Source organism: Aeromonas rivipollensis (genome assembly GCF_010974825.1).
GTDB lineage: Bacteria > Pseudomonadota > Gammaproteobacteria > Enterobacterales > Aeromonadaceae > Aeromonas > Aeromonas rivipollensis.
The window spans coordinates 18,993-42,011 of the sequence record NZ_JAAILA010000002.1 but is presented as its reverse complement, the minus strand read 5'-3'; the positions used below and the strand labels follow the sequence as shown (position 1 = coordinate 42,011).

The 23,019-nt window shown below is 62.3% G+C and carries 22 protein-coding genes; 14 read left to right on the top strand and 8 right to left on the bottom strand.

What is annotated here, in order from left to right:
* Positions 1–27 precede the first annotated feature (27 nt).
* From G4923_RS00320 to hdfR, 6 genes are all read left to right on the top strand, one after another.
* Positions 28–2,442 (top strand): proprotein convertase P-domain-containing protein, encoded by a 2,415-nt coding sequence (locus tag G4923_RS00320; RefSeq protein WP_163134881.1) that lies wholly within the window; start codon positions 28–30, stop codon positions 2,440–2,442.
* A gap of 62 nt (positions 2,443–2,504) precedes the next feature.
* A complete protein-coding gene (locus G4923_RS00315) occupies positions 2,505–3,842 on the top strand; it encodes an Lcl domain-containing protein (RefSeq protein ID WP_163135009.1) in 1,338 nt (445 codons plus the stop codon).
* A complete protein-coding gene (locus tag G4923_RS00310; RefSeq protein WP_163134879.1) occupies positions 3,839–4,396 on the top strand; it encodes an Lcl C-terminal domain-containing protein in 558 nt (185 codons plus the stop codon). The genes G4923_RS00315 and G4923_RS00310 overlap by 4 nt, the downstream gene beginning before the upstream one ends.
* Positions 4,397–4,583: 187 nt before the next feature.
* Entirely contained in the window at positions 4,584–5,066 is a 483-nt protein-coding gene (gene eco / locus G4923_RS00305) for a serine protease inhibitor ecotin (protein WP_005328180.1), read from the top strand.
* A gap of 291 nt (positions 5,067–5,357) precedes the next feature.
* Positions 5,358–5,717 carry a MaoP family protein gene (locus G4923_RS00300; protein WP_162520133.1) on the top strand — a complete coding sequence of 120 codons (360 nt, stop codon included), beginning with the start codon at positions 5,358–5,360 and terminating at the stop codon, positions 5,715–5,717.
* Positions 5,717–6,592: an HTH-type transcriptional regulator HdfR gene (gene hdfR / locus G4923_RS00295; RefSeq protein WP_025326467.1), complete on the top strand. Its 876-nt coding sequence runs from the start codon at positions 5,717–5,719 to the stop codon at positions 6,590–6,592. Before G4923_RS00300 ends, hdfR begins: the two co-directional genes overlap by 1 nt.
* 67 nt (positions 6,593–6,659) lie before the next feature.
* Here hdfR and tyrA read toward each other — a convergent pair whose 3' ends face one another.
* From tyrA to glpT, 6 genes are all read right to left on the bottom strand, one after another.
* Positions 6,660–7,799 (bottom strand): bifunctional chorismate mutase/prephenate dehydrogenase, encoded by a 1,140-nt coding sequence (tyrA, locus tag G4923_RS00290; RefSeq protein WP_163134877.1) that lies wholly within the window; start codon positions 7,797–7,799, stop codon positions 6,660–6,662.
* A 118-nt stretch (positions 7,800–7,917) separates the two neighbouring features.
* Positions 7,918–8,991 (bottom strand): 3-deoxy-7-phosphoheptulonate synthase, encoded by a 1,074-nt coding sequence (locus G4923_RS00285; RefSeq protein ID WP_111912616.1) that lies wholly within the window; start codon positions 8,989–8,991, stop codon positions 7,918–7,920.
* A 331-nt stretch (positions 8,992–9,322) separates the two neighbouring features.
* The gene (glpQ, locus tag G4923_RS00280) at positions 9,323–10,402 is read right to left on the bottom strand and encodes a glycerophosphodiester phosphodiesterase (protein ID WP_163134875.1); all 1,080 of its coding nucleotides are present in this window, start codon (positions 10,400–10,402) and stop codon (positions 9,323–9,325) included.
* Positions 10,403–10,502: 100 nt separating this feature from the next.
* A complete protein-coding gene (glpD, locus tag G4923_RS00275; RefSeq protein ID WP_163134873.1) occupies positions 10,503–11,990 on the bottom strand; it encodes a glycerol-3-phosphate dehydrogenase in 1,488 nt (495 codons plus the stop codon).
* Positions 11,991–12,448: 458 nt separating this feature from the next.
* Positions 12,449–13,207, bottom strand: coding sequence for a DeoR/GlpR family transcriptional regulator (locus tag G4923_RS00270; RefSeq protein ID WP_005328190.1), 759 nt, complete (start codon positions 13,205–13,207; stop codon positions 12,449–12,451).
* 100 nt (positions 13,208–13,307) lie between these two features.
* On the bottom strand, positions 13,308–14,666 hold the full coding sequence (gene glpT, locus G4923_RS00265; RefSeq protein WP_111912610.1) for a glycerol-3-phosphate transporter: 1,359 nt from the start codon (positions 14,664–14,666) through the stop codon (positions 13,308–13,310).
* Between the two features lie 488 nt (positions 14,667–15,154).
* Here glpT and G4923_RS00260 point away from each other — a divergent pair, with 488 nt between their 5' ends.
* A complete protein-coding gene (locus tag G4923_RS00260) occupies positions 15,155–16,003 on the top strand; it encodes an MIP/aquaporin family protein (RefSeq protein WP_005327692.1) in 849 nt (282 codons plus the stop codon).
* A gap of 29 nt (positions 16,004–16,032) precedes the next feature.
* Positions 16,033–17,535, top strand: a complete 1,503-nt coding sequence (glpK, locus tag G4923_RS00255) for a glycerol kinase GlpK (protein ID WP_163134871.1) — start codon at positions 16,033–16,035, stop codon at positions 17,533–17,535.
* A 182-nt stretch (positions 17,536–17,717) separates the two neighbouring features.
* On the opposite strand, the gene G4923_RS00250 is transcribed toward glpK, so the two are convergent.
* Complete coding sequence (locus tag G4923_RS00250; RefSeq protein ID WP_163134869.1) at positions 17,718–18,620, bottom strand: LysR family transcriptional regulator; 903 nt, start codon at positions 18,618–18,620, stop codon at positions 17,718–17,720.
* 190 nt (positions 18,621–18,810) lie between these two features.
* Between G4923_RS00250 and G4923_RS00245 the strand changes: the two genes are divergently transcribed.
* From G4923_RS00245 to G4923_RS00220, 6 genes are all read left to right on the top strand, one after another.
* On the top strand, positions 18,811–19,185 hold the full coding sequence (locus G4923_RS00245; RefSeq protein ID WP_163134868.1) for a DUF6404 family protein: 375 nt from the start codon (positions 18,811–18,813) through the stop codon (positions 19,183–19,185).
* Positions 19,186–19,223: 38 nt separating this feature from the next.
* Complete coding sequence (locus G4923_RS00240; RefSeq protein WP_163134866.1) at positions 19,224–19,580, top strand: VOC family protein; 357 nt, start codon at positions 19,224–19,226, stop codon at positions 19,578–19,580.
* 70 nt (positions 19,581–19,650) lie between these two features.
* Positions 19,651–19,851: a DUF1737 domain-containing protein gene (locus G4923_RS00235; protein WP_111912600.1), complete on the top strand. Its 201-nt coding sequence runs from the start codon at positions 19,651–19,653 to the stop codon at positions 19,849–19,851.
* 117 nt (positions 19,852–19,968) lie between these two features.
* Positions 19,969–20,259, top strand: a complete 291-nt coding sequence (locus G4923_RS00230; RefSeq protein WP_163134864.1) for a putative quinol monooxygenase — start codon at positions 19,969–19,971, stop codon at positions 20,257–20,259.
* 89 nt (positions 20,260–20,348) lie between these two features.
* Positions 20,349–21,152 (top strand): 2,5-didehydrogluconate reductase DkgB, encoded by an 804-nt coding sequence (dkgB, locus tag G4923_RS00225; RefSeq protein WP_163134859.1) that lies wholly within the window; start codon positions 20,349–20,351, stop codon positions 21,150–21,152.
* Positions 21,153–21,643: 491 nt separating this feature from the next.
* Positions 21,644–22,816 carry an MFS transporter gene (locus tag G4923_RS00220; RefSeq protein WP_163134858.1) on the top strand — a complete coding sequence of 391 codons (1,173 nt, stop codon included), beginning with the start codon at positions 21,644–21,646 and terminating at the stop codon, positions 22,814–22,816.
* A 66-nt stretch (positions 22,817–22,882) separates the two neighbouring features.
* Here G4923_RS00220 and cydX read toward each other — a convergent pair whose 3' ends face one another.
* Entirely contained in the window at positions 22,883–22,996 is a 114-nt protein-coding gene (gene cydX, locus G4923_RS00215; RefSeq protein WP_025326454.1) for a cytochrome bd-I oxidase subunit CydX, read from the bottom strand.
* Between the last annotated feature and the right edge of the window lie 23 nt (positions 22,997–23,019).

Here is a 23,019-nt window from a genome sequence, read left to right as displayed (position 1 = left end):
TTCACCTTTTCTGTTTTGGAGTCACCCATGAAACCCTCCTCCCTGGCCCTCTGGCTGGCGGCGACCCTGCTCGCCCAACCCCTGCTGGCGGCCGAGCTGCAGTTTGTCGATGAAGAACCCCTGACCACGACGCCGAAGCGCTGGTTCGAGCAGCGCCTCGGTGTGCTCCTCGCCCCCGATTACGACAGGGCCAGCCTGCTCGGCCACCACCATAGCTTCCGCATGCTGGTCAACGGTCTGCCGGTGGCCACCACCCAGGCCGCCGTCAGCATAGACAGCGCCGGCAGACCCTGGCGCCTCTATCACAATCTGCGCCCCCTGCAGAGCGCAGCGCCCGGCTGCGATGCCAACACCAGCCTGGATCCCCTGCTGGACCAGTTGCGCGCCGACGGCAGCCAGATAGCGCCGCTGGGACAGGTCGAAGCCTGGTACTGGCGCGACGGCGACACCCTGGTGCCGGCCCTGCGCCAGCGGGTGAGCGAGCACAAGGCGGGCAATGCCAAGGCCAGTCGAGTCCAGCTGTTTGCCAGTTGCGACGGGGATCGCGAACTTGGCCGCTGGGGGGATCAGGCGAGCACCCAGGCGGTGCGCACCCCAGAGGCGGGGGATCAGCGGGTCCTGGCGCGGGTGTTCGATCCCGATCCCCGCACCCAGTTGCAAGACGCCAGCCTGGTCTGGCACGAGGCCCTGGTGCTGGCGGATGCCGCCTATCAGGACAAGGTGGAACTGCCGGTCACCCTGCTGGGCACTGACTATGTGCTGAGCGGCCCCCATGCTCGAGTGGTGGATGCCATCGAGCCCACTACTGCCCCCTACGGGGCAGACAACCAGCAGGCCTTTCGCCTGACCCGGGACGATCCGGGCTTTGCCGACATCAACGCCTACTACCACCTGGACCTGGCCCAGCGCCACCTCAAGGCGCTCGGCTTCACCGACCTCATCCCCGGCGCCCTCGACATCGACACGGACGCAGGCTATCAGGACAACTCCCTCTACGATCCGTTCGAGCGCAGGCTGGAGCTGGGTCGCAGCGGCGTCCCCGATGCCGAGGATCCCATGGTCATCTGGCACGAGTTCGGCCACGGAGTGCAGCACCACATAGTGCCGGATCTCGGGGAAGAGGGTGACTGGGGCGCCATCGGCGAGGGCTTCGGCGACTTCCTGGCCGCCAGCCATCGCCAGCGCAGCGAGGCGGGCCGCCAGTTCGAGCCCGCCATTGTGTTCAACTGGGATGCCCGCTTCACCGACCGCACCCCGCGCCAGCTGGACGATGCTCGGGCCCGCTACCACCCGGACTACAACTACCCGGCCCACCGCACCATCAACGGCAGCAACGGGGATCAGCTGTGGGGCACACCGCTGTTCCAGGCCCTGCTGGCGTCGGTGGCCGAGCACGGGGAAGGGGCGAGGGACGAGTTCGACCGCGTCATCATCGAATCCCACTTCGGCTTAGGCCCGGCCATCCGCATGCCACAGCTGGCCCGCATCACGGTGGACACGGCAGCCCGGCTCTACCCGGCGCGCGCCTATGCCCGGCTGCTGGAGCAGGCCTTCCGCCAGCACGGCCTGTTGCAGGCGCCCGTCAACATAGCCCTGGCCGAGGGCAGCGCCCTTGTGCTGGATCAGCGCCAGTCGGTGCAGCTGAACCTGAGCAACCCCGGCAGCGCCCCGGTGACCCTCAACGCCCTGACCCTGTCCCTGCCCGCCGGCTTGCAGGCCGATCCCCTGGCTTGGTCAGCGACCAACCTGGCGGCTGGCGCCAGCACCATCGCCACCCTGCGGCTGCTGGCAACCAGCCCGCTGGCCTGTGGCGACGAGGCAAGCCTGCCGATAAGCCTCGCCATGAGCGGCACCAGTCCGACCGAGCGTCAGTGGCAGCAATCGCTGACCCTGCCCATAGGCACCCCCGTCATCAGCCGGGCCAACGGCCAGCCGCTGGCCCTCAAGGATGCCCAGAGCGAGGAGGTGCGCGGCATCAGCGAAACCAGCCTGGTGCTGGAAAAAAGCGACGCCCGGGTGAGCGATCGCCTGCAACTGAACCTGGACTTGCAGCACCAGGCCCTCGATGAGCTGGAGATCTGGCTCAACTCCCCCTCAGGCACCCGCATCCAGATCTGGGACAAGGGGTACAGCCCGTTGCCACGGATCAAAGGGGTCTTCCCCACCGAGCTGCTGCCCCTGCAACCCTTCACTCCCCTGGTGGGAGAGCCGCTGGCCGGTCGCTGGACCCTGGAAGTGGTGGACAGCAAGCCGGGCAATCAGGGGCGCATCAACGGCTGGAGCATCAGCCAACGCATCGGCGCCCAGTGTGGTGAGCCCGTCGCCCCGCCGGATGACGGCATCATCCACTTCAACACCGCGGACAGCAGCGGGGGCGGCACTGTCAACCTGCTCTGGCTGCTGCCGCTGGCCCTCTGGCGCCGCCTCAGCCGTCGCACCTGATCCATCCCTATAAAAGCAAAGAGGGGCCAAGGCCCCTCCAAGGACAAGAAATGAAGATGAGAATGACCCCGCTGGCCTGCCTGCTGGCCCCCCTGCTCAGCGCCTGTGGTGGTGGCGAGTCCGATGAGGCGCCCCTGACGCCCCCCGACTACCGTCTGACGGTCAAGCTGCCAGCGGCGGGCACCCTGTGCGTCAACCTGAACCAGAACGACAGTTGCGAGCCCGGCGAGCCCGTGGTCAGTGGCGAGGCTGGCGCCCGTCAGCTGAGCGCCAGCGCCCCCGGCCTGCTCACCAGCCCCTTGCTGTTCATCCCCCGGGATCCGGGCGCCCTGACCCTGACCCACCCGGCGGCGCGCCTGGACGATCAGCGCCTCACCCCCACCCCCTTGAGCACACTATTGCAGACCCGGGTCGCAGACGGGATCCCGCCGGCCCAGGCCCTGGCCGAGCTGCTGCTCGCCCTGGCGCCCCTGCAACCGGGTCAGGGACTCGCGGCCCTGGCGCAACTGGAAGAGTTCAACAGGGCACTGGAAGCGCTCGCCCTGGCGGCACGCGATGACGCCGCCAGCGATCGCAAGCGCCAGATCTGGCAGGGGCTGGTCACCCTGCTGCCCGAGCTCGCCCAGCACTTTGCCGCCAGCCCCGAGCTCCTGAGCCAGCAGGCAAGGCTCGCCGCCGTGCTGCAGCAACAACAACCCCGGGCCCTGGTGACCGCCGGCGGCGTCACCACCTACACGGACGGGGTGGATTACCTGCTGACCCAGGAGCCTGCGGATCACCCGGGCCAGGAGGCGAGCCTGGGCCAGGCGTCCCTGCGCTATCGCAAGCTAGACGGCAAGGGGCAGCCCCTGGCGGACAATGCCGACGAGTGGGAGTGCGTGGAGGATCTCAACACCGGCCTCATCTGGGAGAAGAAGCTCGATGATGCCGACAGTCCGCGGGATCTGCACAAGGTCTTCGCCTGGGAATTTGGCAACTATCACCCCAGTCAGGCGGAGCTGGACTACGCCTGCCCCCAGGGGGAGGCCATCTGCTCCACCGAGCAGTATCGCCAGTGGCTCAATGCACAGCGGCTGTGCGGCATAGGACACTGGCGCCTGCCCACGGCCCAGGAGCTCGGCAGCCTGCAGCACTACGGCTCCCTCGCCCGCCAGGATGGCCAGCTGGTCAGCCTGGATGTGCGCTACTTCCCCGACGTCGGTCCCTCGAGCGGCGACTTCGATGGCAGCTACTGGACCCAGACCCTGACCCCGTCCCGGCGCCTCGAGAGCGTCCCCATCGCCGTCATCAGCCCCCAGTTTCTGGGGGAGGATGCGGGCACCGATTACCCCTATGGCGTCCAGAACGAAAATGAAATCAATGCTATACAACTGCGCCTTGTGGCCGAGGTAACCCGATGAACAAGTATCTTCTGACCCTGCTGCTCACCCTGTGCAGCCCGCTGGCACTGGCCATCGCCATCTGCGACGACACCATGCCGCGCACCAGTCCAAGCTCCCGCTTCCTGGATCGCGGCAACGGCACAGTCACCGACAGAGCCTCAGGCCTCACCTGGATGCGCTGCCAGCTCGGCCAAAGCTGGCAGAATGGAAGCTGCAGCGGCGAGCCGACCCGGCTCTACTGGCAGCAGGCCCTGCTGACCGCAGAGCGGATCCGCACCGAGCCGAGCCATGCCCTCCACGGTTTCGGTGGTCACACCGATTGGCGCCTGCCCACCATCAAGGAGCTCACCAGCATACTGGAGTCCGCCTGCTACAAGCCGGCATTGAACGAGACCCTCTTCCCCCGCGCCATGGCCGGGGACGGCAAGGAGGTGAACGACGGCTATGTCTACCTCTGGTCCTCGACCCCGGTACCCGCCAGCAAGGGCGTCGCCTATCTGGACATCACCAGTGGCGCCATCGGCATGCGGGCCCCAGGTTCCTGGGCAAAGCAGGTGCTGCTGGTAAGGTGAGCCGTCCGGGCGGGGACTCCCCTGCCCGGTTTACTCCCGAATGGCCCCTTTGTGGTGGAAGGCGTCAAAAAAGCATCAAATTACGTCACCCTGTGCCGGTTCAGGCAGGTTTTGCGCGCCGGAGCGCTGGCGTGAAACGGGCAGAGCGGTTAGTCTAGCGGCGTTGAACCAATCCCATGAGGTACAGATGAAAACCGTATTGCGTTTTAGCCTGCTGGGCGCCTTGTTACTGGGCGGCCATGCCTTCGCCGCCGAACCGAAAAAATTTGATATCAGCATGTTCCCTGCCGCCGAAGTGAACCAGGAACGTGTCGTGATCCGCCTGCCGGAAGTCGAAAACGAAGCCGACATGATGGTCGAGCTGCAAGTGGGCAAGAAGATGCTGGTGGACTGCAACCTGCCACGCTTCGCCGGCAACCTGGAACAGCACAGCGTCAAGGGCTGGGGCTACAACTACCTGACTCTGGGCCAGGTCTCGGGTCCCGTCAGCACCCTGATGGCCTGCCCGGATGGCCAGAAGAAAGAGAGCTTCGTCCAGATCTATGGTCAGGGCTTCTTCGTGAACTACAACTCCAAGCTGCCGTTCGTCATCTATGTGCCGCAGGAGTATGAAGTGCGCTACCGTCTGTGGCGTGCCGACAACCTGGCCCAGCCAGCCATGATTGAATGAGTGTCCAACGCTCAGGTTCAGCCAATTCATGAACACAATAAAGGCGCCGCATGGCGCCTTTATTTTATTGTTTCCACCCCGCAGAGAGCGGGTGCAACTGTACAAAACCTGACATAACTCCACTATTTTTCAGGCTTTTTGTGCAGCTGACCGCAAAATTCACCCTCGGGATGAGACAAAGGCTGTTCGATAAAAGATATTTATTAACATAGTAAGAAAATTGATTTTGCACTCTGCGACGGCCTGATGATACTTGCCCGCAAAGGTCAAACTAACCAGAACAAGAGCACTATGAGCTTCGAATCAGACAAGCGTTTCAACGACTTCAAACATTTTCCCCGTGGCCTGCGTCGCAGTGGCGAATTCACCGTGGCCGAAGCGGACAGTCTGGAAAAATATGGCACTGTGATGCTGGCTCTCTATCAGGGCAACCTGGCCCCACGCGATGACGTAGAAACTGCCTTCATCGAGCAGGTCAAGTCTGGCGCAGCCGGCAGCAACCCCCACGCCAAGGTATGGTTCAAGTACCTGAAGGTGATTGGTCCCAAGCGGGTGCACCGTCTGTGCACAGTCGCGGGTGGCGCCAATGAGGACACGGGCGGCAGCTTTGAAGGTGGCGGCGGTGGTGGCAGCGACGAGTCCCTCGATTAATGGATACCGAGCTGCTTCGGACCTTCATCGAGGTCAGCAAGACCCGGCACTTTGGCCGGGCTGCCGAGAATCTCTACCTGACCCAATCGGCGGTGAGCTTTCGGATCCGCCAGCTCGAGCAACAACTCGGGGTCAGCCTGTTTGCCCGCCATCGCAACAACATCCGTCTGACCGCCTCCGGTGAGCGTCTGCTGCCCTATGCAGACGCCATCTTGCACACGCTAGGCCGCGCCAAGCAGGACGTGGCCCTCTCCCCCGGTTTCAGTCAGCAGCTCGCCATAGGCGCGCCCGCGGTGTTCTGGGAGCTCGACTTCAACGACTGGCTCAACCATGTCTATGCGCTGGCCCCCGGCCTCGCGGTGCGGCTCGAGACCGCCTCCCGCGAGCACCTGTGCCGCCAGTTGCTGGAGCGCTCCCTCGATCTCGCCCTGCTCTCGGAGCCGACCAAGATAGACGAGATAGCCCTGCACCCCATAGGCGAGCTGGTATTCGAGCTGGTGAGCCGGGAGCCGGCCGCCAATGCCGACAGCCTGATGCAGATGCCCCATATTCACCTCGACTGGGGCACCAGTTTCGAGCCGCCATCGAGCCGGTTGCAGAGCCTGCAGAAGACCCCTGTGCTGCATTCGAGCTCAGCCAGCATGGCGCTGCAGTTCGTGCTGGCCAATGGGGGCGCCGCCTATCTGCCGCGGCGCATGGTGAGCCCCTTCCTGGAGCAGGGACAACTTCACCTGGTGGAAGGGGGGCAGGCGCTGAGCCGCCCGCTCTACCTCGCCTATCTGGAGAAATCCGATCGCCGGGAGCTGATCGATCAGCTGCTCACCCTGCCGCTGGGTTGGGATGGCGCCGATCTGCGGCTGCCATCCGCCGAGTAGCCGGGCTTCAGCCTGATCAGCATGAAAAAAAGGGGCCAAGCGGCCCCTTTGTTATGGATGCGTGCCATCAGCCGTGGTGACGACGATCATTGGCCTGGGCCAGCAGGGTGCGGCTCTCGCGCAGGAACTCGTCGGCATGTTCGCCGAAGAAGCTGGATACTTGCGAGAAGGCCTCGATGAAGCCGGCTCTGTCCCCCCGCTCCAGCAACCCCAGCGCCTCGCCGAAGTTTTGGTAGTAGCGGCGGATCATCGCCAGGTTCTGCGGTGATGACAATATGATGTCGGCATAGAGGTGGGGATCCTGGGCAAACAGCCGCCCTACCATGGCGAGCTCCAGCCGGTAGATGGGGGAACTCAACGCCAGCAGACGGTCGATGTTGGCCTGCTCCCGGGAGAGGTGCCAGCCGTAGGCAAAGGTGGCGAAGTGGCGCAGCGCCTGGATGAGGGTCATGGCCTCGTCGTGGGCCTTGGCTTCCACCTGCTGCAGCCGTGCGCCCCAGATGGTCATCTGGTCCAGCAGCCACTGGCTGGCGGCAGGGTCACGGCCCTGGCAGCAGACGATCACCTGCTTGGCGAGGCTCGCCACATCCGGGCCGAACATGGGGTGCAGCCCCAATACCGGGCCTTTGTGCACCGCCAGCATATGCTCGAGCGGCGCCGCCTTCACGCTGGTAACGTCCACCAGCAGGCAATCCGCTGGCAGCTTGCCGAGCCGGTCGATGATCTGGCAGGTGATGTCGATGGGCACCGCCACCATCACCAGACCCGCATCGGCCAGGATCTCGTCAGAGCGCGGCCAGTCACCCTGCTCCAGGGTCTCGACCCGGTAGCCGGAGAGGCCGAACATCTGGCCGAACAAGCGGCCAAGCTGGCCCTGGCCGCCGATGATGACCACCTTGCCAAGATCCGGCTTCATGCACTTGAAGTGGTTCTCTTTTTCGCTGGCCGATTCGAGGATGTAGGACTCGCGCATCACCCGGCGCAACACATCTTCGATGAGATCGCCGGGCACCCCCAGCAGTTCGGCCTCGGCGCGGCGGCGTGCCAGCATGCTCGCCTCCCTGTCCGGCGCATAGATGGGCAGGCCGTGGCGGCTCTTCACTTCACCCACTTCCCCCACCAGGGCCAGACGGGCGGCCAGCAGATCGATCAGCTGCTTGTCCACCACATCTATCTTGTCCCTGAGGGCATTCAACTCTTCAGCCATATCCAGTCCCTGCCGGCGCCGCAGGCGGCGGCGCCCTGTGATTCAAGAGGCAACAAGGTATCACTGCGTGGGCAGTGATACCTCTATGGTTCAATCAGTTACGACAAGATACCACGACTTACAGCGCGGTTCTGCTCTTGAGCGGCGCCGCCAGCTGGCTGTGGCAGCGGGCCAGCAGGGTTGCCGTGGTCTCCCAGTCGATGCAGGCATCGGTGATGGAGACGCCGTAGCGCATCTGCTCCTTGGGCTGCTCGCTGGACTGGTTGCCCTCGAACAGGTTGGATTCGAGCATCACCCCTATGACGGAGCGGTTGCCCTCCTGGATCTGGTGGATGACGTTGTCCGCCACCTTGGGCTGCAAACGGTGATCCTTGCTGGAGTTGCCGTGGCTGCAATCCACCACCAGACCGGGCAGCAGGCCCGCCTTTTCCAGCGCCTCTTCCGCCAGCGACACATTGACCGAATCGTAGTTCGGGTGCTTGCCACCGCGCAGGATCACGTGGCCATCCGGGTTGCCCTGGGTCTGCAGCAGCGCGACCTGACCCTGCTGGTTGATCCCCATGAAGGCGTGGGGGCTGGAGGCCGCCTGCAGTGCGTTGATGGCGGTCCCCAGGTTGCCGTCGGTACCGTTCTTGAAGCCGACCGGCATGGAGAGGCCGGACGCCATCTCCCTGTGGGTCTGGGATTCTGTAGTACGGGCGCCGATGGCCGACCAGGAGAAGAGCTCAGCCAGGTATTGGGGGCTGATGGGGTCGAGCGCCTCGGTCGCGAGCGGCAATTCCAGCTCCGCCAGCCAGCAGAGCAGCTCGCGGGCGCGGTGCAGCCCCAACTCAACGTCGAAGGTGCCGTCGAGATTCGGGTCGTTGATAAAGCCCTTCCAGCCGACAGTGGTGCGTGGCTTCTCAAAGTAGACCCGCATGACAATGTAGAGAGAGTCCTGGTAGGCATCATGCAGCGCTTTGAGTCTGGTTGCGTACTCTTTGGCGGCGTCCATGTCGTGAATGGAGCAGGGTCCACAGATCACCAGCAGGCGGTGATCCCGACGGTGGATGATGTCGGCTATGGTATTGCGGGCCCCTTGCACGAATGCCAGCGCCTTGTCGGAGATGGGTAACTTCTCCTTGAGCTGGGCAGGCGTGATCATCACTTGTTCGGACTGGATATGGATGTTGTTCAGGGGGTCTCTTTGCATTTTCTCATTCTCTCTACTGTATTTAAGCCAATTGCGCCAAGGTGTATTTATTTGTTTACACAAGTCAGCGCTTTGTTACGCAACCGCCCTCACCTTACCAAGGAAAAACAAACAATCAAGTGAAACTAGCGGTTTACTGCATCAACAGATGGATTAATGACCACTCCCGTGACCAAAACAGCCAGAAAGTAGCGTGAAAAAGCTCCCCTGCACCACGAAAATCGTAAACAAATAATTACACCCTATATCTCATCACTCCCGGGGCTGGCCTGCCGCCATAAAAAAGCGGGGCACCTGGCCCCGCTTGCGTTCCCGTGTTGCTCTTCTTTTATTATTTGCCGTGGGCCTTGATGACCTCCACCGCCTTGTCCGGGAAGTCGCTGAACACCCCGTCCACATCCGCCTGATAGAGGAAGATGTTGAGCAGGTCGGTGAAGTCTTTGGCATAGGCCGGGATCTGCCCCTGATCCTGGCGGAAGGTATAAGGATGCACCTTGAGACCGGCGGCGTGGGCCTCCTTGACCATGGTGGTGAACACCGGCTTGCCGAGCGTGCCCGGCTCGGTGACTATCATCGGCTTCCAGGGGCCTATGCCGTCGGCGTAAGCGGCTATGGTCTTCATAGCCCCCGGCTTGAACATCCAGTCATAGCTGTAGGGGGTCGCCTTGCCCTTGGTGTCGTAGACCATGGTCTCGTTCCAGTCGGTCTCGGCCATCAGCTGCACCAGCTTCAGGTCCATGCCCAGCGCCGGCATCAGCTCGCCGTTGATGCGCTTGAGCTCATCCACATCGAAGCTCTGCAGATAGACTTTGTCGTCCTTGCCGGTGTAGCCGTACTCCTTGAGCACGGTAAGCACGGCTTTCGAAATGTCCTTGCCCTCGTGGCGGAACAGCCAGGGGGCCTTGATCTCCGGGTAGATGCCGATGTTGTTGCCGGTGCTCTTGTTGAGCCCCTGGATCATCTCTATCTCTTCCTGGAAGGTGTGGATCTTGAAATCGGACTTCCAGAGCGGGAAGCGGGCCGGATAGACGGGCACCTGCTTGCCCTCCACCAGCTGGAAGGGCTCCGTCATGCGCAGGGAGCGCACCTCGGCCAGGGTGAAGTCCACCACGTAGTAGCGACCGTCCGCACGGGCGCGGCCGGGGAAGCGCGTCGCCACGTCCGTGATGCCGTCGAGGAAGTGATCGTGCATCACAACCAGCTGGTCATCCCTGGTCATCACCAGATCCTGCTCCAGATAGTCGGCCCCCATGCCATAGGCCAGCGCCTTGGATTCCAGAGTGTGCTCGGGCAGATAGCCGGAGGCGCCACGGTGGGCGATCACTATCTTGCCGTCATCGGCGGCCAGGGCGGGCAATGCGAGGGCAACCCCGAGGCCAAGGGCCACCAGGGAGAGGTGAGGTTGTTTCATAAAAACGGCTCTTTGTTATTGTTTATTGGATGTAGGTAGTTGTTATAGCAGAGGTTTATTGCAGTTAAACGGCGGGCGGCCAGCGCCGCCCGCCTTGTCATCAGCTTGCCTTGGGCAAGGCGTGATGGTGTTGCTCCAGCCAGGCGTGCAGTTGCTGCTGCTCGGCATCACAGAGGCGCAGCCCCAGCTTGCTGCGGCGCCACAGTATGTCTTCCATCGAATGGGCCCACTCACGGCTGATCAGATAGCGCACTTCCGACTCGTACAGCCCGGCACCAAAGTGCTGGCCCCGCTCCTCATGCAACCAGAGACGTGCATGACTGCCATAGGCCTCAGCGATGCGGCGGGCGCTGCGCTCATCCAGCCAGTCGAATTCGAGCAGGTAGGCGCGGGCCAGCTCTGTGGTGGAGCAGTCGAACTCGCCACCGGGCAGACGGCTGCTGGCGGTCCAGTCATCCCCCATCTGGCTGAACCAGGGCTTGAGCTTGTTGCAGGCGGCCTGGGCCAGCTTGCGATAGGTGGTGAGCTTGCCGCCAAACACGGACAGGAGCGGCGCCCCGTCGGATTCACCGGAGAGCTCCAGGGTGTAGTCGCGGGTCACCGCCTGGGGAGAGTCGGACTCGTCATCGCAGAGCGGCCGCACCCCGGCATAGGTCCAGATGACCTCGGAGGGCGCAATCTGGCGGGTGAAGTGGGCGTTGACCACCTTGCACAGGTAATTGATCTCGGCCTCGCTGATCCTCGCCTCCCGCGGGCTGCCATGGTGCTCCACATCTGTGGTGCCGATGAGGGAGTAGTCCTGCTGGTAGGGGATGACGAAGACGATGCGGTTGTCCTCGTTTTGCAGGATGTAGGCCTCTTCGCGCTCATGGATGCGCGGCACTATGATGTGGCTGCCCTTGATGAGGCGAATGCCGCGCGGGGATTTCTCGTGCAGGCTCTCGTCATAGAAGGTCTTGACCCAGGGACCGGCCGCATTGACCAGACCACGGCAGGTGACATTGAACTGCTCGCCCCCTTCCCGCTCCAGAGTCAGGGTCCAGTGTTTGGATCCGCGCACCGCCTTGACGCAGCGGGTGCGGGTCTGCACATCGGCGCCCTTGTCCCGGGCCATCATGGCGTTGAGCACCACCAGGCGGGCGTCGTCGACCCAGGCGTCCGAGTACTCGAAGCCCTTGTTGATGCCGCTCTTGAGGCCATCTTGCGGCAGGAAGCGCAGGCCGCAGCTGCCCTTGAGCTTGTCGCGCTTGGCCAGGTTGTCATAGAGGAAGAGGCCGGCACGGATCATCCAGGCCGGGCGCAGGTGCGGGCGGTGCGGCAGACGGAAGCGCATGGGACGGGCGATGTGCGGCGCCATGCCGAGCAGCACTTCCCGCTCCGCCAGCGCCTCTTTCACCAGCCTGAATTCGTAATGTTCGAGATAGCGCAAGCCGCCGTGGATCAGCTTGCTGGAGTTGGACGAGGTGGCCGAGGCGAGATCCTGCGCCTCGAACAGCGCCACCTTCAGCCCCCGCCCCGCCGCATCCGCCGCAATGCCGACCCCGTTGATGCCGCCGCCGACGACGACCAGATCATAATGTTCGCTCATGTTCACCTACTTTCTTATTTTGTGTTCGCCATGCCGGCAATGTTTGATTTCGCTCATATTAGAACATGAAAAAATGATAAACGAACATTTTATGAGGGAAATGTGATCGCGATTGTTCTGACAATGCTAAAAATGCTGCCGGTCGGTGACAAGATGCCGCCCCGAGCCTTGCCATGGCCCCTGCTGCCAGGGCGAATCTGCCGCAGCGGATGCGGGCGCGGCAGCCCGAGGCCGACAGGGCCCAACTCTGAAAGGGCCAGCAGCACAGAGACACACCACGCAGGACGAGGAGAGAGTCGTTGTTTTTAGCTCAAGCCGCGCAGCGACCAGCAGAGCACAGGGACAAAAGGGGGAAGGCAGCAGGAGCAAGGCGTCCGCCATGGGACAAGACGTGAATAGAGGGCAACAAGAAAGCGGCCGCCCGGTGGCGGCCTGATGCTAATACGGCGTGGGGGGACTCAGCAGATGTGGCAGGCTATCTGATGCTGGGACATCAGTCGCATCAACTTCTCCGGCGGCTCCTGATCCGTGAACAGGGCGTGGATCTGGTTGAGATTGCCGAGGTTGACCATGGCATTGCGGCCGAACTTGGTGTGGTCGGCGGCCAGAAACACCTGGCGGGAGTGGGCTATGATGGCCTGGGCTATCTTCACCTCGTGGTAGTCGAAATCGAGCAATGAGCCGTCGTTGTCGATGCCGGAGATGCCGATGACGCCATAGTCCATGCGGAACTGGCCGATGAAGTCACGGGTCGCCTCCCCCACTATGCCGCCATCCCGGTTGCGGATCTCGCCACCTGCGATGATGACGGTGAAGTCATCCTTGGCGGTGAGAATGCTGGCGACGTTGAGGTTGTTGGTGACCACGCGCAGCTCCCGGTGATCCAGCAGGGCGCGGGCTATGGCTTCTGTGGTGGTGCCGATGTCGATGAAGAGCGACGAGCCGTCCGGAATGTTGGCGGCCACCTCGCGAGCGATACGCTCCTTCTCCTTGAGCTGCATCACCTTGCGGGCGCTGTAGGCGGTATTGACGGTACTCGAATGCAGGGAGGCCCCGCCGTGATGGCGCCTTATCTTGTTCTGCTCGGCGAGATCGTTCAAATCCCGGCGAATGGTCTGGGGGCTGACGTCAAAATGGGTCACCAGATCGTCGGTCGAGACAAAGCCCTGCCTTGTCAGGACGTCCAGGATCTCCAGATGTCGTTGGGTTTGCTTCACGCTTGCACTCCGCTTGAGAGACGAAAAAAGGCCCCGGCATTGCGGGGCCTTTGGCAGTGTACCCTATCCCTTTTCCGACTGATAAGGGCAGGATCACGTTTTATGCCTTGTCGGCAGCGGCCTTCTTGGCAGCGACGGCGATGTTCTCATGCTTGAGGGTCATTGCCAGCAGCACTATGGAGAGCACGCAAGATGCGGTCAGCACCATGAAGCCGCCGTCCCAGCCGAAGTGGTCGACTGTGTAGCCCAGCATGGCGTTGGCCGCCACGGCGCCACCCAGATAACCGAACAGACCGGTGAAGCCCGCCGCTGTACCGGCCGCCTTCTTCGGCGCCAGCTCCAGGGCATAGAGACCGATCAGCATGACGGGGCCATAGATCAGGAAGCCGATGGCGACCAGTGCCAGCATGTCGACGGTGGGGTTGCCCGCCGGGTTGAGCCAGTAGACCAGCACAGCCAGGGTCACCAGCACCATGAACAGTATGCCGGCCGGGGCGCGGCGGCCCTGGAACATCTTGTCAGAGATCCAGCCGCACAGCAGGGTGCCCGGAATACCGGCCCACTCGTACAGGAAATAGGCCCAGGAGGAGTGATCCACGCTGAAGTCTTTGGCTTCTTTCAGGTAGGTCGGCGCCCAGTCCAGCACACCGTAACGAATGAGGTAGACGAAGGCGTTGGCAATGGCGATGTACCACAAGAGCTTGTTGTGCAGCACGTACTTGACGAAGATCTCCTTGGCGGAAAACTCCTGCTCGTGACTCTCGTTGTAATCCTTCGGGTAGTCGTCCTTGTACTCCTCGATGGGGGGCAGACCAACGGATTGCGGGGTATCACGCATCACGAAGAAGGCGATTACCGCAATGGCGGCGGCAGCAGCAGCCGGTACATAGAAGGCACTGCGCCAGTCATTGAACCAACCCATCCCTAGGATGAACAGCGGACCTATCATGCCGCCGCCCACGTTGTGGGCCACGTTCCAGACCGCGACCACTTCGCCCCGCTCCTTCTGTGACCACCAGTGCACCATGGTGCGACCACAGGGCGGCCAGCCCATGCCCTGAACCCAGCCGTTGAGGAACAGCAGCACGAACATGATGGCGATGCTGGAGGTAGCCCAGTGCACTGTCCCCATCATGAACATGATGCCGGCCGAGAGCAGCAGGCCGGCGGAGAGGAAGTAGCGCGCATTGGAGCGATCCGACACGTTCCCCATCAGGAATTTGGAGAGACCGTAGGCAATGGAGACGCCGGACAGGGCCAGGCCCAGATCACCGCGGGAGAAGCCCTGCTCGATGAGGTAGGGCATCGCCAGACTGAAGTTCTTGCGCACCAGGTAGTAGCCGGCATAACCGAAGAAGATCCCGAAAAACACCTGCCAGCGCATGCGTTTGTAGAAGGGATCCACCTTGTCGGCCGGTAGCCGCTCTATGTGGGGTGCAGGCCTGAAGAGACTAAGCATGTTCTGCTTCCTTATTGTTGTTATGGGCGGTTGAGGGTGCCCCGATCATGCCTGCGACCAGATGAGTCCTTATTCGCAAGCGAGCCTATTGTGCTCATTTGTGAACATTCAATCTGTGATGAAGGCTAAATTATTGCAGTTTTATTACAAATAATGTCATTCAATGAGTGATCGCTCATCGGCCGCCAGCCCTTGCAGGGCAAGGAATGCAGCTACCCACTAAGGAGTAATAGCACCGCTAACAGTTGCTTTTCGTCACATTTTCTTAGCAATGAATGGGATCTTGTCCACATTTCCGGTGGCGGGGGTCTGGTGAATTGGCACAGAAGGTTTATTTTCTCTCTCGTCCAAGAACGAGCGCAAACGAGCATAACGTTTGCGTCAGCTCAAATAACAAGAAGAAACGTTTTCGGACGCAAAAAATGGGAATGCAAGATAACGAAACGGAACATCAAACCTACTCTGGGTGGATATAAGGAATAACAACTATGAGCATACAAAGACCCAATACCCTGCTCGGCGAGTGCCTCGCCGAGTTTATCGGCACCGGCCTGCTGATCTTCTTCGGCGTCGGTTGCGTGGCCGCCCTGGTGCTGGCTGGCGCCAACTTCGGGCAATGGGAAATCTCCATTACCTGGGGCCTGGGGGTCGCCATCGCCATCTATGTGACCGGCGGCATCTCTGGCGCCCACCTGAACCCGGCGGTGACCCTGGCGCTGATGACCTTCTGCGGCTTCGACAAGCGCAAGGTAGTGCCCTTCATCATCGCCCAGATAGCGGGTGCCTTCGCCTCCGCCGCCCTTGTCTACTTCCTCTATGGCAACCTCTTCACCCAGTGGGAACTGACCCACAACGTGGTGCGCGGCAGCGTAGAGAGCCTCGGCACCGCCGGCATCTTCTCCACCTACCCCAATGCCCTGCTCTCCAACATGCAGGCATTCGCGGTCGAGCTGGTGATCACCGCCGTCCTGATGCTGGGCATCATGGCGCTGGGGGACAACAACAACGGCGCCCCCAAAGGCTTCGCCGCCGCCCTGCTGATCGGCATACTGATCGCGGTGATCGGCGCCTCCCTCGGCCCCTTGACCGGCTTTGCCATGAACCCGGCCCGTGACTTTGGTCCCAAACTGTTCGCCTTCTTTGCAGGCTGGGGCGATGTGGCCCTGACCGGCGGCCGCGACAACCCCTACTTCTGGGTTCCCATCCTCGGCCCCATCGTCGGCGCCCAGCTGGGTACCGCTCTGTATGTGAAAGTGCTGGCTCCCTGCGTCCCGGGCAACCGTGTCGTGACCGAAGAAGCCGCCAAGCTGTCCAATAAAGAAGAGGCCGCCGCCTAAGAGCGGTCCCCCCAAACGTGGAGAACATCATGTCTGCTGAAAAGAAATTTGTCGTCGCGCTGGATCAAGGTACCACCTCCTCCCGTGCCATAGTGTTCGATCAGGACGCCAACATAGTCGCGACCTCACAGCGCGAATTCACCCAGCACTACCCCAAGGCGGGCTGGGTCGAGCACGACCCCATGGAGATCTGGGCGACCCAGTCCTCCGTCTTCACCGAGGTGCTGGCCAAGAGCGGCCTGCACAGCGAGCAGATCGCCGCCATCGGCATCACCAACCAGCGTGAAACCACCGTTGTGTGGGAAAAGGCCACCGGCAAGCCCATCTACAACGCCATCGTCTGGCAGTGCCGCCGCACCGCGGCCATCTGTGAAGAGCTCAAGGCCCGCGGCCTGGAAGAGTACGTGCGGGAAAACACCGGCCTGGTGCTGGATGCCTACTTCTCCGGCACCAAGGTGAAGTGGATCCTGGACAACGTGGAAGGGGCCCGCGAGAAGGCGATGAACGGCGAGCTGCTGTTCGGCACCATAGACACCTGGCTGGTGTGGAAGATGACCAACGGCGAAGTGCACGTCACCGACCCGACCAACGCCTCCCGCACCATGCTCTACAACATCCGCGATCTGAAGTGGGACGAGCGGATGCTGGACGAGCTGGGCATCCCCGCCTCCATGCTGCCGGAGGTCAAACCCTCCTCCGAGGTGTATGGCTACACCACCCGTGGCGGCGGCTCCCGCATCCCCATCGCCGGCATCGCCGGTGACCAGCAGTCTGCCCTGTTCGGCCAGCTCTGCTTCGAGAAGGGGATGGCCAAGAACACCTATGGTACCGGCTGCTTCCTGCTGATGAACACCGGCACAGAGCCTGTTCGCTCCAACAACGGCCTGCTGACCACGGTCGCCATCGGCCCGAAAGGGGAAGTGAATTATGCCCTCGAGGGTGCCGTATTCATGGGCGGCGCCACCATCCAGTGGCTGCGTGACGAGCTGAAGATCATCCACGATGCCCGCGACACCGACTACTTCGCGAGCAAGGTGGGCGATACCAACGGCGTCTACCTGGTGCCGGCCTTCGTGGGCCTGGGCGCCCCCTACTGGGATCCCTATGCTCGCGGCACCATGGTCGGCCTGACCCGTGGCGCCAACCGCAACCACATCATCCGCGCCGCGCTGGAATCCATCGCCTACCAGAGCCGCGACGTGCTGGATGCCATGCAGCAGGACTCCGGCATCAAGCTGGCCGCGCTCAAGGTAGACGGTGGCGCCGTCGCCAACGACTTCCTGATGCAGTTCCAGGCCGACATGATGCACACCCCTGTGGTGCGTCCGACCCGCATCGAGACCACCGCCATGGGCGCCGCCTTCCTGGCAGGCCTCGCCGTCGGCTTCTGGAAGAGTTCCGAAGAGCTGGAAGACAAGTTCAGCGTGGACAGGGAGTTCATCCCCCAGATGGACAAAGCCGATCGCGCCAAGCGTTACAGCGGCTGGCAGAAGGCGGTCGAACGCTCACGCCGCTGGGCCGAAGAGGATTAATCGGGCAGCCGATGCATCCTTGAGATGAAAACGAACGAGGCCGACAGCGATGTCGGCCTCTTTTTATTGGCGAGCGCGGGTGTTCTGACCGCACCTGACCCCAGCCCTCCCCTTGCCAAGGGGTGGGAGAAAATGACCCCCCCTCGTGGAGGGGGAGGGGGTTGGCACTGTCGACATGCCCTCTACAACGCCTCGGCGCCGAGCTGCTCTTTGAGGAAGTCGAGCCAGACCCGCAGCCGGATATCCCGCTGGGCATCGGAGTAGAAGACCGCATGAATGGGGCGCGAGGCGCCGCTGTTGCTGCGGGCCAGCACCTCCACCAGGGCCCCGCTCGCCCTGTCCTCCCCGGTCATGAAGTCCGACAGGCAGACGATCCCTTGACCTCTGAGCGCCAGCTGGCGCAGGGTCTCGCCGCTGCTGGCCCTCAGGGTCGGGGTGATGGCGAACCTGTCCCCCTGCTCAGTGCTGAGCAGGGGCCAGTGGTTGAGGTGATCGGGGTGCAAAAAGCCGAGCAGCTCGTGGCCCGCCAGCAAGTCAGCTGGCTGGCGCGGGGTGCCGCGCGCCTTCAGATAGTCGGGGGACGCGAGCAGCCGCAGCTTGGATCGCCCGAGCGGCAGAGCGCGCAGGGAGGAGTCCGTCAGCTCGCCGATGCGAATGGCCATGTCCACCCGCCGCTCCATCAGGTTAATGAAGCCCTCGGAGCTGTGCAGTTGCAGCTCTATGCCGGGGTAGCGGCGGCGGAACTCCCCGATGATGGGCACCAGCCGGTGCAGGATGAAGGGGGTGGCGGCGTCGACCCGCAGTATCCCTTCGGGTTGTTCCCGGCGCATCAGCAGATGGCTCTCCGCCTCGCTCATCTCGGTCAGCACCTTCACCGCCCGCTGATAGAACCAGCGCCCCTCCTCGGTCAGGCTGACCCGCCGGGTGGTGCGGTTGAGCAGCACCGTGGCGAGCTTCTCCTCGAGGCGCTTGATGCCGCGGCTCACCACAGAATTGTCCATGCCGAGGTTCTCCGCCGCCTGGCGAAAGCTGCCCGCCTCCACCACGGCCACGAACAGGGTCAGTTCATCGGAATGGGTCTTCATTGTTGTTGTCCTGGCAAGAGTCATGGGGTTTTATAGGCGCAATGGCCCTGGGTTGGCAAGGCAGGCGTCACCAGAGACGGATCTTGCCGTCCGCATAACGTGAGCAACCGCCTGTTTTGCTCCCGGCCTTGTGGTTACAATGCCGAAAATTGGCATCGTATGGCGCCAAGCCATCGCAAGGATGAACATCATGAACTTCGAAGAGCGGTTGGCGGCAGCCCACCAGGAGCTTGAAAGCAAAGGCGTGTGGCACGCCAACTACAATCCCCCCTTGCTCAGACTGCTGCGCAGACTGGGCCTGCGACTCAGACCACCCCACCATGAACGCTTTCTGGTCAACCTGCTTGCCTTTGGTCTGCCGACAGGTGCCATCTGGGGGATGTTGATGTGGTACCTCGGCTGGCAAGATGAGGTGAGTCCGGCTTTCGCCCTGCGCCAGAGCCTGCTGTTCGGCATAGGCTTCGGTCTGCTGATGGGAATCATCGTTTGGGTGCGCCGCAAGCAGCTCAAGCTGACGCCCTGGGACGCCTTGCCGCACCCCACGATCCGCACGAAAAAATGCTGACAACCGACATAACCACCGACATCGACAAGGAGACCCTTATGACCAAGGCCCATGAAAAACTGAACTATGTGGAGTTTGCAGCCAGGGATCTCGCCGCCACCAAGGCCTTCTTCGAGGCCACCTTTGGCTGGCAGTTCGCCGACTACGGCCCCGACTACTGCGCCTTCGAAGGGGAAGGGCTGGATGGCGGCTTCTACCGCGCGGATCTCAGCAACCAAAGCGCACAGGGCGGCGCCCTGCTGGTGTTCTACAGTGCCGACATAGAGGCAACCCAGGCCAAGGTGATCCAGCATGGCGGCACCCTAGTGCGCCCCCTGTTCGACTTCCCCGGTGGCCGCCGCTTCCACTTTGTCGAACCCAGCGGCAACGAGTTTGCGGTCTGGTCAGAGGGATAACCCTCAGCGCAGCAGACTTGTTATTTCAGAGAAATATTTTGACTTTTAATTTTAAATCAAGGCATTACCCATGAAGCTCTATCGATTTATTACTGGCCCTGATGATAAAGATTTTTGCATGCGGATCTCTGAATTAATGAACAAGGGCTGGGAGCTTCACCATGGCCCGACACTGACCTTCAATGGAAATACTTGCATCGCAGGACAAGCCTTAACTAAAGAAGTCGCTGGCGAAGAATTCGCAATGCCCATAGATCTAACGAAATACTAATGTGTGGGTTCCCCCTCCCCATTGCTGTTCTTTCCTCAATAGTGTTTTGCGACTGCTGCCCTGTATCCCCCAGTCTGCGGCGGGCATACTGGCCCCCGATATTGCAAGGAGGTTCAGATGCCATCCCCCCTGATTGTGATTGCCGAACTTGAGGCCAAGCCTGAATTCGCCGCCGAGTGTCGGGCCGCCCTGGCGCCGCTCCTCAACGCCAGCCAGCAAGAGCCTGGGTGCCTCGGCTACCGGCTGCACCAGAGCATGGAGAGTCCCCAGGGCTGGATGATCCACGAGGAGTGGGAGAGCTATGCGGCGCTCAGGGCCCACCAGCAGCAGCCCCATTTTCTCGCCTTCGTGGCCAACACCCGGGGCTGGTTTACCAGCACCAGTGTTCGCCGCTATCAGCTAGCCTGAATCCAGCTACGGCCTGTCCCCTGCCCGCCCTGGATACGAGGATGGGCCGAAAAAATATTGAGCGTAGAAACAATAACTTGAGGAATATGATGATGAAGATGCCCAACCTGGGTCTTGGTACCTTTCGCCTGAAAGATCAGCCCCTGCGCGACTCCCTGCTGCAGGGTCTGGATCTCGGCTATCGCCACATAGATACCGCCCAGATCTATGATAACGAGGCCGAAGTGGGCCAGCTGATGAGCGAAAGTGGCGTCCCCCGCCAGGATATCTACCTGACCACCAAGGTGTGGATCAGTGAGTTCGGCCCGGGCAAGGTGATCCCGAGCCTGGAGCTGAGCCTGGAGAAACTGGGCACCGACTATCTGGATCTGGCGCTTATTCACTGGCCCTCCCCCAAAGATGAGGTGCCGATGGCGGTCTATCTGGAGCAACTGGCCGAGGCCAAGGCACAAGGCCTGACCCGGGAGATCGGGGTCTCCAACTTCACGGTCGCCCAGCTTAAAGAAGCCATCGCTATCCTGGGGCCGGGCGCCATCGCCCACCAGCAGGTGGAGATCCATCCCCTGCTGCAAAACCGCAAGGTGGTGGAGTTCTGCCAGGATAACGGCATCGCCATCACCGCCTATATGCCGCTGGCCTATGGCAAGGTGCTCACCGAGCCGCTGCTGATGGAGATAGGCAAGCGCCACGGCGTCTCGGCGGCCCAGGTGTCCCTGGCCTGGCTGCTGGCCCAGGGCATGACGGTGATCCCGAGCTCCACCAAGCGGGAGAATCTCGCCGCCAACCTGGCCGCCCTCAAGGTGCAACTCAGCCCCGAGGAGATGGCACAGATTGCCACCCTGGAGCGAGGGGAGCGCTGCGCCAACCCGGACTTTGCCCCGAATTGGGATTAAACGGGAGAGGAAGCATTGTATCTATCGCTGCGGCGGCGGATACCGGCAACCCTCACTAGCCAATTGCAACCACGAGCTATCCCCTCTCCCTGCGGGAGAGGGTGAGGGTGAGGGGCAAGCTCCCCCCCCTCATCCCCAACCCTTCTCCCGCCAGGGGAGAAGGGAGCAAATAACGCTCTAATGACATTCTTGAACACCAGCGGGAGGCCCAGTGCCTCCCGCTTTTTTTGTCTCCAATACCGCGCGCCACCGCCGCCCGCGCAGCAGCCCCCTTCCCTTGCCCCTTCTCTCTTTGTTCCCAGCGCGGTCTGTACGCCTTGCTTCTACGCGCTTTGCCTCCGCAGCCTCGAGCACTCCCACTACCCCATTCCACGGCTCCATTGCTGCTGATTTGGCAAAAGTAATTTGACGTTGCCGTCATTTTTGCCAACAAAGCTCATCGGCATACTGGCGCCATTCTCCCGTCGGGAGCCACTATCCAAGGAGTTTGTATGCCACTGGCGTTATTTGCCCTCACCCTGAGTGCCTTCGCGATCGGCACCACCGAATTTGTAATAGTGGGGCTCATTCCCACCATAGCCGAGCAGCTCAATGTCTCGCTCCCCTCGGCGGGCCTCTTGGTCAGCCTCTACGCCCTGGGCGTCGCCATAGGCGCGCCGGTGCTGACGGCGCTCACCGGCAAGCTGCCGCGCAAGTGGCTGCTGGTGGGCCTGATGGCGCTCTTCACCGCCGGCAACCTGCTGGCCTGGCAGGCCCCCGGCTACGAGAGCCTGATCGTCGCCCGCATCCTCACCGGCCTGGCCCACGGGGTCTTCTTCTCGGTGGGCTCGACCATAGCCACGGGTCTGGTGGCCAAAGAGAAGGCAGCGAGCGCCATCGCCATCATGTTCAGCGGCCTGACCGTCGCCCTGGTGACAGGCGTGCCGCTCGGCACCTGGATTGGTCAGCAGTTCGGCTGGCGCGAGACCTTCCTGGTGGTGAGCGCACTCGGGGTCATCGCCATGGTCGGCAGCCTGCTGCTGATCCCAAGCAACCTGCCCAAGGGGACAGCGTCGACCATCCGCGAGCAGCTCGCCGTGCTGACCCACAAGCCCCTGCTGATGGTCTATGCCAAGACAGCCCTGGGCTACGGCGGCGCCTTCACCGCCTTTACCTTCCTCGCCCCCATCTTGCAGCAGGTGAGCGGTTTCGGTGCCAATGCGGTGAGCCTGATCCTGCTGGTGTACGGAGTCTCGGTGGCGGTCGGCAACATCTGGGGCGGCAAGCTGGCGGACAAGATGGGCCCGCTGCCCGCGCTGAAGCTGATGTTTGGCGGCCTGGCACTCATCCTGCTGATGCTCACCTTCACCGCACCCCATCCGGTGCTGGCGGTGCTGACAGTGCTGGTGTGGGGCGCCTTTGCGTTTGGCAACGTGCCGGGCCTGCAGGTGCTGGTGGTGAAACAGGCCGAGCGCCATACCCCGAACGCCGTGGACGTGGCCTCCGGCCTCAACATCGCCGCCTTTAACGTCGGCATCGCCCTGGGCTCTGTCGTTGGCGGTTTCGTGGTGGAGCACCTGGGGTTGATGCACACCCCCTGGATTGGCGCGCTGATCGTGCTGCTGGCCTATGGCCTCACCCATGCAAGCGAGAAGCGCGAGGCCAGGCTGGCGCTGGCAATCTAATCCGCCGCGCAAAAAAACAAAAAGGCCGACACCTGGTGTCGGCCTTTCTCGTTTTCAGGGGCGGGATCAAGGCTCCTTGAGATCCTCGTCCGCCGCCCAGCGCGCCTCCAGCCAGAGCAGATTAACCAGACCGCACAGCAGCGCAAACCCCAACCCCAGAATCCAGGTGAAATACCACATATCGAAGACTCCTCAATTCCCGT

Excerpts from the sequence above, each read along its gene's own strand:
- G4923_RS00320 (WP_163134881.1), top strand. The coding sequence starts at position 28 with ATGAAACCCTCCTCCCTGGCCCTCTGGCTGGCGGCGACCCTGCTCGCC.
- G4923_RS00315 (WP_163135009.1), top strand. The coding sequence starts at position 2,505 with ATGACCCCGCTGGCCTGCCTGCTGGCCCCCCTGCTCAGCGCCTGTGGT.
- G4923_RS00310 (WP_163134879.1), top strand. The coding sequence starts at position 3,839 with ATGAACAAGTATCTTCTGACCCTGCTGCTCACCCTGTGCAGCCCGCTG.
- eco (WP_005328180.1), top strand. The coding sequence starts at position 4,584 with ATGAAAACCGTATTGCGTTTTAGCCTGCTGGGCGCCTTGTTACTGGGC.
- G4923_RS00300 (WP_162520133.1), top strand. The coding sequence starts at position 5,358 with ATGAGCTTCGAATCAGACAAGCGTTTCAACGACTTCAAACATTTTCCC.
- hdfR (WP_025326467.1), top strand. The coding sequence starts at position 5,717 with ATGGATACCGAGCTGCTTCGGACCTTCATCGAGGTCAGCAAGACCCGG.
- tyrA (WP_163134877.1), bottom strand. The coding sequence starts at position 7,799 with ATGGCTGAAGAGTTGAATGCCCTCAGGGACAAGATAGATGTGGTGGAC.
- G4923_RS00285 (WP_111912616.1), bottom strand. The coding sequence starts at position 8,991 with ATGCAAAGAGACCCCCTGAACAACATCCATATCCAGTCCGAACAAGTG.
- glpQ (WP_163134875.1), bottom strand. The coding sequence starts at position 10,402 with ATGAAACAACCTCACCTCTCCCTGGTGGCCCTTGGCCTCGGGGTTGCC.
- glpD (WP_163134873.1), bottom strand. The coding sequence starts at position 11,990 with ATGAGCGAACATTATGATCTGGTCGTCGTCGGCGGCGGCATCAACGGG.
- glpT (WP_111912610.1), bottom strand. The coding sequence starts at position 14,666 with ATGCTTAGTCTCTTCAGGCCTGCACCCCACATAGAGCGGCTACCGGCC.
- G4923_RS00260 (WP_005327692.1), top strand. The coding sequence starts at position 15,155 with ATGAGCATACAAAGACCCAATACCCTGCTCGGCGAGTGCCTCGCCGAG.
- glpK (WP_163134871.1), top strand. The coding sequence starts at position 16,033 with ATGTCTGCTGAAAAGAAATTTGTCGTCGCGCTGGATCAAGGTACCACC.
- G4923_RS00250 (WP_163134869.1), bottom strand. The coding sequence starts at position 18,620 with ATGAAGACCCATTCCGATGAACTGACCCTGTTCGTGGCCGTGGTGGAG.
- G4923_RS00245 (WP_163134868.1), top strand. The coding sequence starts at position 18,811 with ATGAACTTCGAAGAGCGGTTGGCGGCAGCCCACCAGGAGCTTGAAAGC.
- G4923_RS00240 (WP_163134866.1), top strand. The coding sequence starts at position 19,224 with ATGACCAAGGCCCATGAAAAACTGAACTATGTGGAGTTTGCAGCCAGG.
- G4923_RS00235 (WP_111912600.1), top strand. The coding sequence starts at position 19,651 with ATGAAGCTCTATCGATTTATTACTGGCCCTGATGATAAAGATTTTTGC.
- G4923_RS00230 (WP_163134864.1), top strand. The coding sequence starts at position 19,969 with ATGCCATCCCCCCTGATTGTGATTGCCGAACTTGAGGCCAAGCCTGAA.
- dkgB (WP_163134859.1), top strand. The coding sequence starts at position 20,349 with ATGATGAAGATGCCCAACCTGGGTCTTGGTACCTTTCGCCTGAAAGAT.
- G4923_RS00220 (WP_163134858.1), top strand. The coding sequence starts at position 21,644 with ATGCCACTGGCGTTATTTGCCCTCACCCTGAGTGCCTTCGCGATCGGC.
- cydX (WP_025326454.1), bottom strand. The coding sequence starts at position 22,996 with ATGTGGTATTTCACCTGGATTCTGGGGTTGGGGTTTGCGCTGCTGTGC.